This window comes from Nonlabens sp., from assembly GCF_965657255.1.
GTDB lineage: Bacteria > Bacteroidota > Bacteroidia > Flavobacteriales > Flavobacteriaceae > Nonlabens.
The window spans coordinates 1-12,535 of the sequence record NZ_CBFHNM010000005.1 but is presented as its reverse complement, the minus strand read 5'-3'; the positions used below and the strand labels follow the sequence as shown (position 1 = coordinate 12,535).

The 12,535-nt window shown below is 35.4% G+C and carries 8 protein-coding genes and 1 pseudogene; 5 read left to right on the top strand and 4 right to left on the bottom strand.

What is annotated here, in order from left to right; genetic code table 11:
- The first annotated feature begins 40 nt into the window (after positions 1-40).
- Entirely contained in the window at positions 41-916 is an 876-nt protein-coding gene (locus ACTF54_RS07410) for a pirin family protein (RefSeq protein WP_347196164.1), read from the top strand.
- Between the two features lie 136 nt (positions 917-1,052).
- Here ACTF54_RS07410 and ACTF54_RS07405 read toward each other — a convergent pair whose 3' ends face one another.
- Both ACTF54_RS07405 and metG read right to left on the bottom strand, forming a co-directional pair.
- Positions 1,053-1,820: an SH3 domain-containing protein gene (locus ACTF54_RS07405; protein ID WP_347196163.1), complete on the bottom strand. Its 768-nt coding sequence runs from the start codon at positions 1,818-1,820 to the stop codon at positions 1,053-1,055.
- Between the two features lie 107 nt (positions 1,821-1,927).
- On the bottom strand, positions 1,928-4,003 hold the full coding sequence (gene metG / locus ACTF54_RS07400; RefSeq protein WP_438969067.1) for a methionine--tRNA ligase: 2,076 nt from the start codon (positions 4,001-4,003) through the stop codon (positions 1,928-1,930).
- Between the two features lie 203 nt (positions 4,004-4,206).
- Here metG and ACTF54_RS07395 point away from each other — a divergent pair, with 203 nt between their 5' ends.
- Together ACTF54_RS07395 and ACTF54_RS07390 are read left to right on the top strand one after the other, a co-directional pair.
- Entirely contained in the window at positions 4,207-5,118 is a 912-nt protein-coding gene (locus tag ACTF54_RS07395) for a S66 peptidase family protein (protein ID WP_347196161.1), read from the top strand.
- Positions 5,118-5,480 carry a YraN family protein gene (locus ACTF54_RS07390; RefSeq protein WP_347196160.1) on the top strand — a complete coding sequence of 121 codons (363 nt, stop codon included), beginning with the start codon at positions 5,118-5,120 and terminating at the stop codon, positions 5,478-5,480. The genes ACTF54_RS07395 and ACTF54_RS07390 overlap by 1 nt, the downstream gene beginning before the upstream one ends.
- A gap of 58 nt (positions 5,481-5,538) precedes the next feature.
- On the opposite strand, the gene ACTF54_RS07385 is transcribed toward ACTF54_RS07390, so the two are convergent.
- Entirely contained in the window at positions 5,539-6,639 is a 1,101-nt protein-coding gene (locus ACTF54_RS07385) for an endonuclease/exonuclease/phosphatase family protein (RefSeq protein WP_438969066.1), read from the bottom strand.
- A gap of 126 nt (positions 6,640-6,765) precedes the next feature.
- Between ACTF54_RS07385 and ACTF54_RS07380 the strand changes: the two genes are divergently transcribed.
- Together ACTF54_RS07380 and ACTF54_RS07375 are read left to right on the top strand one after the other, a co-directional pair.
- Positions 6,766-9,609: a TonB-dependent receptor gene (locus ACTF54_RS07380; protein WP_347196158.1), complete on the top strand. Its 2,844-nt coding sequence runs from the start codon at positions 6,766-6,768 to the stop codon at positions 9,607-9,609.
- A gap of 33 nt (positions 9,610-9,642) precedes the next feature.
- Positions 9,643-11,058: a DUF5689 domain-containing protein gene (locus ACTF54_RS07375; RefSeq protein WP_347196157.1), complete on the top strand. Its 1,416-nt coding sequence runs from the start codon at positions 9,643-9,645 to the stop codon at positions 11,056-11,058.
- An 891-nt stretch (positions 11,059-11,949) separates the two neighbouring features.
- Here ACTF54_RS07375 and ACTF54_RS07370 read toward each other — a convergent pair.
- A pseudogene (locus tag ACTF54_RS07370) lies at positions 11,950-12,535 on the bottom strand (transposase); the annotation flags it as partial.

The following is a 12,535-nucleotide window of genomic DNA, read 5'->3' as shown; positions in this document are numbered from 1 at the left end:
CATTTGATTTACCTTTATTTTTCATTTTACTTTTAATACTATGTCTAATACTGATTTAATTATTGAAGAACGCAGTCGAGATATAGGTGATTTTCTAGTAGGTCGCTTGATACCTTTTCGTAAAAAGAGGATGGTTGGTCCTTTTATATTTATCGATCACATGGGACCGACAACTTTAGGTCCTGAAAAATATATGGATGTAGATCAACATCCTCATATTGGCCTTTCTACGCTTACTTATCTATTACAAGGGCAAATTACACATCAAGATTCTATGGGAACCAATCAGGTAATTGAGCCTGGCTCTGTCAACTGGATGGTCGCTGGAAAAGGTTGTTCTCATACAGAGCGTACACCTGAACATTTGAGAGATGCTAAGTCTGTATTTACTATGCATGGCTATCAGATTTGGGTAGCACTGCCTAAAGAATTAGAAGACATCGAGCCAGAATTTCATCATATAGCAGGTTCTGAATTACCTACTTGGCAAGAGAAAGGAGCAAGTTTTACACTTGTTGCCGGAAAAGGGTATGGTCATAAATCGCCAGTTCCAGTGCATTCTGAATTATTTATGGTAGACATAAAAACCACTGAAGATTATCGATTAGACATTGCTGGTAATCTAAGTGGTGAGATAGGTGTTACCATCGTTTCTGGAAGTGTAAACGCTTGTGGCGATATGATTAAAAAAGGAAATATGCTGGTAAGTAAAACTGAAGATGTTTGTAATATCACTATTTATGCTGGTAGTCATGTGTTGCTTTTCGGTGGCGAACCGTTTCCAGAAGAACGTCACATCTATTGGAATTTTGTAAGTCACTCTAAAGAGAAAATAGAAGCTGCAAAACAAGCTTGGAAGGAAAAAAGCTTTCCTATTATGGATGGTGATGATAGCTATGTGCCGTTGCCGAAGTAAAGTGATACCAACTATCCTAGCACTAAAACAAACCAGACAGGTAGAGTGGCTTTAAAACAAGTTTACTTGATATATCTATCAGTTTTAAAGCATTTTAGTTGTTTTTTTATAAAACAACACACTAATCATCTAAAGACTAATTGTAGGTGAATTTTACAATAGGACGTTCTAAGCGACCATTGATCCATGCATAACTTTTTACTTTCTGAACGGTGCGGTATTCGTTTTCTTCATCATCAACAAATCCACCTTCTTCACCTTTATAAATGATAGTATCTGGACGGCCTTCTTTGTCTCCAGGAAAAACAAGCGCTTCTTTCATATGAAATGCGCCACCATCAAAAACGCTATTATAAAAACCTAAATAATTAATTTTACCTTTTTCAAAAGCTAGAGTTGCATAACCTGTTCCTCCTTCTAAACCGCAAGCCTCGGCTGTGAGATCTATTTCTATTATATGATCTATTCCGGTCAAGCCTTTATTATTATGTAAAACCACAGCAAAAGTATCATGATGCAACGGTGCCTCACCTAACTCAATGTAAGCAGCACTATTATTGCTCACCTTTCTAAATTGCAAAGCTGCTGCGGCTTTAGTATAAGAGGGATTTGCATTTTTATTATAAAGTAAAAAAGAACCATCATTTAAACGAAAACGACCATTAGCCAAAAGTCCCGATACAACAAAACCAGTATTTACGCCAGCTTGCACTTCTACCCAAGAGCTATTATAACCATTTAACAGCATGGTTTTATCAGATACTGATATGACTTTTAGCTCTTGATTAATAGGTAAAAGAGCAATTTTTTCAGCATTTAGAGAAGGTTCCTTACGCAAGGTAAGGTTGTTAGCATATGCAAAATAGGTTGTACCCAATTCCAGCTCTTCGCCTTGCCAGTGCAATTGAGTAGTTTGAGAAAACAGTTGTGTTGAGCAACAAAAAACAGCCAACAGAATTATTATATTTTTAAACATATCTAAGTATAAATTGAAAAGTTTAGAATTCAATATTAAGCTATTGTCGACCCATTCACAACCGCGTCATCAGGGTTTACAAAAACAAGTTTCCCATCAGGATCTTCAGCTAGTAAAATCATTCCTTGAGATTCTACACCACGCAATTTTCTAGGTGCAAGATTTGCAAGGACCGTTACTTTGCGACCTACTAATTCTTCAGCAGTGTAGTGTTTTGCAATACCAGAAACGATAGTTCTTTTATCAATTCCTGTATCAACGGTCATGACCATCAATTTATCTGTTTTAGGCATTTTTTCAGCAGTCAAAATTTCTCCTACTCGCAAGTCCATTTTCATGAAATCGTCGTAGTTTGTTTCTTCTTTTTGTGGCATAAGATTAGGTGTTGTTGTTGTTGCATTTGCAGCCTTAGTAGCTTCTAATTTATCAAGTTGCGCTTGAATTTGTTCATCTTCAATTTTTGAAAACAGCAATTCTGATTTGTTAATTTTATGACCTGATTTGAGAAGTGGTTCATTTCCAGCTACTCGATTCCAGCTAGCAGATGCTGAATCAAGTTCAGCATGACAAAGAATAGATTTAAGTTTCTCAGAAGTATGTGGTAAAAAAGGCTCGCTTAAAATTGCAAGAGCAGTTGTGATTTGCAAACACACATACATAATGTTTTGTACTTGCTCAGGATTTGTCTTTACTAGTTTCCATGGCTCTAATCCTTCCTCTGCAATGTACTTGTTTCCGATACTAGATAAACTCATCAATTCTTGAAGCGCTTCTCTAAAGCGGTAACGATCTAGACTTTCTCCTATAGATTTAGGAAATGTTTTAATTTGATCGATAACATCTTGATCTCTTTGTGTTAGATCAGAAGTTTCAGGAACGACACCGTCGTAATATTTGTTAGTCAAAACAATCACACGATTGACAAAGTTCCCAAAATTAGCAACCAGCTCATTATTATTTCTCGCTTGAAAATCTTTCCAGGTAAAGTTATTGTCTTTAGTTTCTGGTGCATTTGCTGTTAACACATAACGCAATACATCTTGTTGATCTGGAAAATCTTGCAGGTATTCATGCAACCAAACTGCCCAATTTCTAGAGGTGGAAATTTTATCATCTTCCAAATTTAAAAATTCATTTGCTGGTACATTTTCAGGTAATAAATAATCTCCATGCGCTTTTAACATCGCAGGAAAAATAACACAGTGAAAAACAATATTATCCTTACCTATAAAATGTAATAAAGAAGTATCCTCACTTTTCCAGTAGTCTTCCCAGTTCTTACCTTCTTGAGCCGCCCATTCTTTAGTTGCCGAAATATAACCGATAGGAGCATCAAACCATACGTAAAGCACTTTACCATCAGCTCCATTTACCGGTACTGGAATTCCCCAATCTAGGTCACGCGTCACCGCACGTGGATGTAAACCGTCAGTAATCCAGCTTTTTACCTGACCTAAAACATTTGCCTTCCAGTCTTTAGAATGACCTTCTACAATCCATTCATTCAACCAGTCACTGTATTGATCTAATGGTAAAAACCAGTGTTTAGTTTCTTTTAATTCTGGCTTATTTCCTGTGATAGCACTTTTAGGATCAATTAAATCTGTTCCATTATGAGAAGTACCACATTTCTCGCATTGATCTCCGTAAGATTCTGTATTGCCACATTTAGGACAGGTTCCTATCACAAAACGATCTGCCAGAAACTGGTCTGCTTCTGGATCGTACAACTGCTCTGTAACTTGTTCTATAAATTTACCGTCGTCGTATAATTTTGTAAAAAAGGCGCTTGCCGTTTCATGATGTACAGGTGCGCTAGTACGACCGTAATGATCAAATGAAATACCAAATTCTTTAAAAGAATCACCTATAATTTTATGATAACGATCTACTAATTCTTGCGGAGTGATCCCTTCTTTTTTAGCTTTTATAGTAATAGGAACACCATGTTCATCACTACCACAAATAAAAGCCACGTCGCTACCTTTCATACGCTGGTAACGCGCAAAAATATCTGCAGGAACATAAACTCCTGCCAGATGACCTATGTGAACTGGTCCATTAGTATAAGGCAATGCTGCCGTAATCGTAAAACGTTTTTGATCGCTCATGAAGTTCTTTTGAATCCTGCAAATTTAAGACATTGCAGGTTCTTAAAAGACACTTTTACTAGGTGTAATAGTTGCTGATTTTAAGCTTTTATAGTAAATCAAGTTCATCAAAAATATTTTTTTGTTCTGCTTTTGCGAAAGCAAGATAGTCATGCTTTCTACTCTATAATTTATTAGTATTACCGTATTTTTAAACAAAATCTGTGTATATCTTGAACTATTTATCCATTTCATATCTCAAAAGCAATGATCATATTAGAATACTTTGCACAGCAAGAAGTGCAGAAGAAAATGATTTGGAACTAGCAAAAAGCCTACTGGAATCTTGGAATTTAAGAGTAAGCTACGGAAGTACCATCGGTAGAAGAGACCATCAATTCGGTGGTACTAAAGAAGAACGCTTGACAGATTTTCAGCAAGCGATTGATGACCCAGATATCGATGCTATATGGATCGCTCGTGGTGGCTATGGAACGGTGCAATTGATCGATGCTATTGACTTTTCTGCTTTCGCGAAAGCGGAATCCACCATAATCATTGGTTATTCAGATGTTACTTTGTTACACGGTAAATTACAGTCTCAAGGATTTTCTAGCTTACACAGTTTTATGCCGCTAGAATTAAAGCATAAACCAGATTCTAGCGTGGAAAGCTTGAGGAAAATACTATTTGGCGAAAGTCAAACTATAGAAATTAAAAATACATTTAACATTCCTAGACAATTTATAAAAGCACCTATTGTAGGTGGTAATCTGTCCATCTTATATAGTATGTTAGGAAGCGATACTTTTCCTGAAACTAAAGATCATATTCTTTTTATAGAGGATATTGATGAGTACTTATATCATATAGAACGTATGATGTATTCTCTTAAGCGAGCTGGAAAACTGAATAAATTAAAAGCTTTAGTTATAGGCGGCATGACTTCTATGAGAGATCATGAAATTCCTTTCGGTAAAAATACGGTAGAGATCATTAAAACGATCACTGCAGATTATGACTATCCTATCTTGTTTGATTTTCCTGCTGGTCATATAGAAGATAATCGCTCGCTACTTTTAGGTAAAGAAATGACTATCGATATCCAGTCTGAAAGTATTAAATTTAACCAATAATGGCAGATCATAATGATTTAGGAAATGAAGGTGAAGAAATAGCTGCATTGCACTTATTGAAAACTGGCTATGACATATTGATAAGGAATTATATGTATCAAAAAGGCGAGGTAGACATTATCGCTCGTAAAAAAGATGTAATAGTTATTGTAGAAGTAAAAACACGTTCTACACCTGAATTTGGTGATCCACAGGATTTTTTAAAACCTGGTCAGATCCAACGACTGGTGGCAACAGCAAATCACTTTGTAGAAAATTTTGTGGAAGATGACGTTGATGTGCGATTTGATATTATAGGGATTATCAAAAATAAAGCTGGCACAAAACTAGAGCATATTGAAGATGCTTTTTATCATTTTTAAAATCAAAAAAGCACCTCTGTAAAGGTGCTTTTTGTGTATTTGCATTGTAAATAATTTATTATTTACCTGAAGAAACTTTCATGTCATCTGCATCAGTGATTTCTTTTACCAGATATACATAAACTGGAAAGTGGTCACTAAAGCCACCTGTAAAACCGCCATCAGCAAAACTACGTAGCGTTGTATTTTTCCATCTTCCTCGCTTATTAGTCATAAAACTTGGGTTAAAGACATTTGCATTATAATAACGATAACCTTCTTGATTTGCTTCATTTAATAAAGGATAAGTGAACATTATTTGATCAAAAACAAATCCTGCATCACGATAAAAGGTAGTTGCAAAACCATCTTTTAACATTTGAATATAAGGGTTATAAATCATTTGTGGTCGTACATCTTCTCTGTCCTTTTGTGCATTAAGTGTAACAAGAACACTATCGTTAGTAGGATCGTCATTTAAATCACCCATAATAACGATTTTAGACATAGCGTCCACACTATGAAGTGAATCGACTATTTTTTTATTTAGCGCGGCTGCTGCGACTCTACCTGGACGACTTTTTTGCTCGCCACCGCTACGAGATGGCCAGTGGTTAACTATAAAACTTATCTTATCGCCTTCTAGCTCTCCAGTAACTACTAATTGATCACGAGTGTACTTGCGCTTTCCCGAGCTTTTATCATATATAATTAGCTCTCTACTATCGCTATTTAATACTTTAAAATCACTTTTTTTATAAAGCATCCCTGTATCGATACCACGTCTATCTGGTGAATCGTAATGCTCAATCCCGTAATCGAACTCTATAAGTAGTGGATGATTTACTAGGTCTTCTAATACTTTCCTGTTTTCTACCTCACAAACTCCTACTATTGACGGTGCAGATTGAGAAACATCTGCACCTATTTTACGAATTACACGCGCCATAGAGGTTAATTTCTTTTGGTATACATCTGCTCGTAAACCTTCAGCCATTTCCATGATGGGACTTGCTTCATCATTTATAGTTGGATCGTCTTCTATATCAAATAAATTTTCTAAATTATAAAAGGCTACCGTTTTAACCTTGTATTGTTTTGCTTTTTCCGACGTTTGTGCAGTTATCGCTTTCGCGAAAGCGAAAACACATAAAACACTCAATAATAGATTTTTACGCATGCTGAAATAGGTTTCAAAAGTTATGTTAATGTAAAGTTCTTTACAAACCGCGCGCCAAAGGTACACAACTGATTAGAAAATTGTAGTTTTGCCGCGCTTTTCATAACGAAATCTTAATATTATAAAATGATTAATCAACAACTTAACAAACTTCTTCTGGCTGTTTTTATGCTCGTATCTACGTTGGGTATGGCACAAGAACTCCTTAAAGGAAGAGTTATCGATGACGCAACAGAGGAACCGATCCCTGGCGTGACAATTAACGTAAAAGGCACAAAATTCAGTGCCACCACAGATGCAGACGGATACTTTGTGGTAAAAGGTGCTATCCCTGTAGGAGACCAAAAAATTACAGTTAGTGCTAATAGTTACTATACTAAAACGATACCTGTTGTTATCGATTTAAGTAATGTAGTAAATATTGATCCTCTTTATTTACAGATTGATAATTCTGACATCACGCAATCACAAGGTATTATTTCATTGACAGAGAATGATCTAGCTGATGATGAAAATGCGGCAAATAATGTTTCTGGTTTACTACAATCTTCAAGAGATCAGTTTTTAAGAGCTGCTGCTTTTGATTTTAGCGCAACTTTCTTCAGACCAAGAGGTCTAAATAGTGAAGATGGTAAGGTACTGATTAATGGTATCGAAATGAATAAACAATTCTCTGGAAGACCACAATGGAGTGATTGGGGTGGAGTTAATGATTTACAACGTAATCAAAACTTTACTATGGGTTTAAGCGCTGCAGACCAAAGTTTTGGTGGATACGGTGGTGTACAAAACATAGACATGAGAGCATCACTGCAACGTGCCGGTACTCAAGTATCTTATGCCAGTTCTAACCGTAGTTACAGAGGTCGTTTTATGGTATCACACCGTTCTGGACTTCTTAATAATGGCTGGTCTTATGCAATTACTGCCTCTAGAAGAGCTGGTGATGAAGGTTATATTGATGGTACTCTTTATGATGCTAACTCTTTAGGTCTATCAGTAGAGAAGAAAATCAATGAGTCACACTCTATTAACTTCACTGGACTTTATACTCCTAATAGAAGAGGTCGCCAGACAGCTTTAACTCAAGAGATAAAAGATTTAAAAGGAAGAAAATACAATCCTTTTTGGGGATTGCAAGATGGTGTTGTACGCAACAGTCGAATAAGAGAGATAGATGAGCCTATCTTTATGTTAAATCACTACTGGACCGTAAATGAAAAATTAAAAGTAAATACAAATGTAGGTTACCAATTTGGTAAAATAGGAAATACACGTATAGATAATGGTGGTACTAGACTTGTTACACTTGATGGACAAAATTCATATGTAGGCGGTGCTAGAAATCCTAATCCAGACTATTATCAAAATTTACCTTCCTATTTTTTAAGAAACGGACAAGATCCTATCGATTTTCAATATGCCTTTCAAGCACAACAAGCGTTTATAAACGACGGTCAGTTAAACTGGGATAATTTATATGAAGCTAACAGGAGCCTGAGAGAAAATGGCGGTAATTCGTTGTATGCAATTCAAGAAGATCGCATTGATGACAATCAATTATCTGTTAATACAATCGTGACTTATGATTTCACCGATAATATCCTTTTTAACGGTGGTATAAGGTATAGAAAATTGAATAGTGAAAACTATGCTTTACTAGCTGACTTATTGGGTGGTACTGGATTTCTTGATGTAGATTTCTTTGCAGAGGAAACTAGTAACATTAACCTAGATCAGGCAGCACAATCTAATGTGCGCACACCTAACCGTATTGTAGGAGTAGGCGACCGATATAAATACAACTATGACATTAATGCAGATGTTATCGCGTCATTTGCTCAAACTCAGTTTAAAACTAAAAGCGTAGACTTCTTTATTGCAGGAAATGTTTCTAGAACTACCTACCAAAGAGATGGTAAGTATGAGAATGGTAATTTCCCAGGTGCAGAGTCTTTCGGTAAAAGTGAAAAACTAGAGTTCACTGATTTTGGTGTAAAAGGTGGTGCTACATATAAAATATCAGGACAACAGTTTTTTGATTTTAACGCTGCTTATATCACACAAGCTCCAACTATAAGAAACTCCTTTAGCAACGCAAGGCAAAATAACGAAACCATCGTAGGTCTAGAATCTCAAAGATCTTACAGTGCAGATTTAAGTTATATTTATTCTACTCCTACTGTAAAAGCTAGATTAACAGGTTATGCGACACAATTTACAAATGGTAGCGAAGTAGGGTTCTATTTTACAGAAGGACTTACAGGACTTCCTTTAGATGATGGCAGTGCATTTGTACAAGAAGTGCTTACTAATGTAGAAAGACGTAATTTAGGAATGGAATTGGGAATAGAAGTACAAGTTACTCCTACAATCAAAATTAAAGGTGCTGCTGCGATAGGTCAAAACGTTTTCACGAACAATCCAGACTTATATCTAACTAGTGACGATTTTGATGGCCAACTTACTTTTGGTGATGGAACAACTAGTCTTAAAGACTACCACGTATCTGGTGGACCAGAAACGGCTATGCAAATAGGTTTTGAATATAGAGATCCAGACTACTGGAATATAGGTGTTACCGCAAACTATTTTGCAAATGCATACTCTGACATAAGTAATCTAAGAAGATCTGCTAACTTCAACCAAGATTATGATGGTATCCAGTTCAATGATTATGATCAAGAAGTTGCCAACGAGCTTTTGAAACAAGAACAGTTTGACAACTATATGTTATGGAATGTAATAGGTGGTAAATCATGGAGAATTGATGATAAGTACGTAGGTTTCTTTGCGACTATTAATAATGTATTTGATCAAGAATACAAAACTGGTGGTTTTGAACAATCTCGTAACTCTAATTTCAGATCGGTTAGAGATGATGCTAACAATCCACAAGAAGTATTTGCACCACGCTACTTCTTTGGTAATGGAACAACTTATTACCTAAACGTATATTTAAGATTTTAATAAGCAATGATGAATTTATTTAAAAATAAGAATATGAAAAATTTCACTAAACTTTTTGCGATTGCTGTATTATCAGCAATCACTTTCTCGTGTGTTGAGGATGACGACTTCAACATTCCAGACACTGCAGCTGTAGATATTGAAGCTCCTGCAAACCTAATTGATATGTCTGCAGTTATAGGCCAGATAGGTCAGTCCCAGACAGGCTTAGTTACTTTTGAAAATAACGAACAATTTATTGAAGGTTATGTAATCTCTAGTGATGAGGCAGGTAATTACTTTGAAGAGTTAATTATACAAGATGCCATAGAAAACCCTACTGCTGGTATCAAAATACTTATAGACAACAGTCCATTATTTACAACGTACGCACCAGGACAGCGTATTTATGTAAAGCTAGATGGACTTACTGCCGGTATTTCAAATGGTGTACCTGTTCTAGGAATTAATGGTAATGGTACTATTGAAAAAATAGCACCTTCACAACAAGACTCTGTTGTATTAAGAGATAGCGAAATATTCGATATCATCCCAACTCAAGTTTCAGGCCCATCTGAGTTTAACACAGGAAACTTACTTACACTTATACAATTACCTGAAGCGCAATTTACAGATGCAGATATCGCAAGTAATAGAACTTTTGCCTCAGAAGCAACAGATCAATTTGATGGTGTTAGATTAGTACAAACTTGTGGTGACTTCTTTGCTGCTCCTATTAGAATGGAAACTAGTACTTTTTCTGATTTTAAAGCTTTAAGGCTACCTAATGGAAGCGGTTCAATTACAGCAATACTTCAAAGAGATTTCAGAGATGAGTTCTTTGTAATCGCTGTAAATTCTCCAGAAGACTTTAATTTTGACGCAACAGTAAGATGTAATTTTGACATCGTAGCTTGTGGAACAGTAGCTAGTCCAGGAAGTAATGTACTTTTATCTGAGAATTTTGAAACACAATCTACAGGAGCAGCGGCAATGCCTGCTGGATGGACTAACTTTCAAGAAGCTGGTACAGAAACATGGGAAGTATATACAGCTACTGGAGCAAATGCTTCATTAGGTAAAAGTGTACAATGCGGTTCTTTTAGATCTGGAGATGCTAGTACAGTTGCATGGTTGATTACACCACAATTTGATTTTGATGCACAGACTGGCGAAGTGTTTTCTTTTGAAACTTCTAACAGTTTTGCAGACGGCTCTTCTATGGAAGTACTTTTCAGTAACGATTGGGATGGAACTACCGCTGGTGTAGCAACTGCGTCGTGGGAACCTATGTCAGATCCTATTGTAGTTAGTGATAGTGAAAATTTTGGTAACTGGGTATTTTCTTCTAATGCTTCTTTAGATTGTGTAACAGGAACAGGCGCTATCGCTTTTAGATATTTAGGAAGCGGTGATACGGCAGTTGACGGAACTTATGAACTTGATAATATTTCTCTTACTAGCAACTAGTAAAATTTAGTTTCTGCTTTCGCGAAAGCGGAACACATAAAAGCCTCTAATATCATATAGATACTAGAGGCTTTTCTTTTGGGCTAATTTAAGCGATATTATTCTAGTGAGCTTACACTTCAGCATTGACTCTGAAAATGAACGTAGCCACCTATTTTGTTACACCGTACTATGGAGAATCTTATAATCACACCATACAACTTAATACAAGTAATCTTACTATATAGAAACTTAAATATAAGATTCTTATTTTTATTACTATTGCTGTAGTCGAATAAGTTCTTATCAAAAAACTGAAAATATAGTACTGTAACATGAATGCATTTACATGGGTATCTACTGCTTTTTTAATGATATAAAGATACATGCTAAAGGAAAAACCAGAGATGCGCTTAATTAACTAATGATGAGCAGCTATAATTAAACCCAAGTAATTAATAAAGCTATTTAACATACTTTAGAAAATCATTGTTGCGATAGTATTTATTACCATTAGAACTAAATTTCTTCTGTTTTGATGTTGATTTTAAAGTGATCATACAGCTGTTCAAGATCTTAAGTATACCAATAAGAAGCATAAATATAAGTAAGCTTAAGATAGCAACTTGATTATCTACCACAATTAAAATTTATACTTTATTAGAAATTAATTAAAAGTTTGTCTAGTCCTAGATAACCGATACAGCTACTTAAGGAATTAAATTTATTATTTAAACCTCAATAAAACTAGCTTCATTGAGATTTTTTGATTTATACGTTTTTCTTGTTAGTTGACTTTGTTTGTGTATTTCATTAAGTGTAAGCTTATGATTAGAGAGGTGTGGTCTTAATGAGTTATAGACACTATACCCTATAAAGTGTAAGTTAAAACAGCTTGGGTTTGACTTTAAATTAATTAATAGTTAAATCCTTTTTTATAAATGGTCCGTTTTTGATGAGCATAGACCATTTTTTAGTCGCTTCCCTTTCTGCCCATTATACAGATTTCATAACAGAATCATCTGTGGGAAAGGATAATTTGTTTTTGGTGTATTTTCTGATTTCTTAAAGGAACTCAAAGAAAACGATAAGGTTTTTCCAGTTGTTGTAGCATCTTTTCAAAACTTAAGAGCAATTGTCTTACCATTTATCTGCAAAGTCTTTTAGAGCATCTTTTGCGGCTTGTTTTGTAGGCGCGTTATAAATCTGCTTCATATCTTGCGGTAAAAGCTTTTTTATCTTTCTATACTACATATCTACAAACATTTCTAATCTGGTGTACTACACAGATTTGGGTTTTGGACTCTGGGAATACATTTTTAATAGTCTCTGTAAAACCGTTAAGGTTGACTGTAGCGCTAATCTAGAGGTCTTTTACACCACAAACTCTCATATCAGTAAGCACACTCACTTTTACCATCCCTACAAAACCCTACAGCTGTGTAAACGCTTTTATGAATCACTTTAGAGTTGCACCTTAAAGACAATACAATAGCTT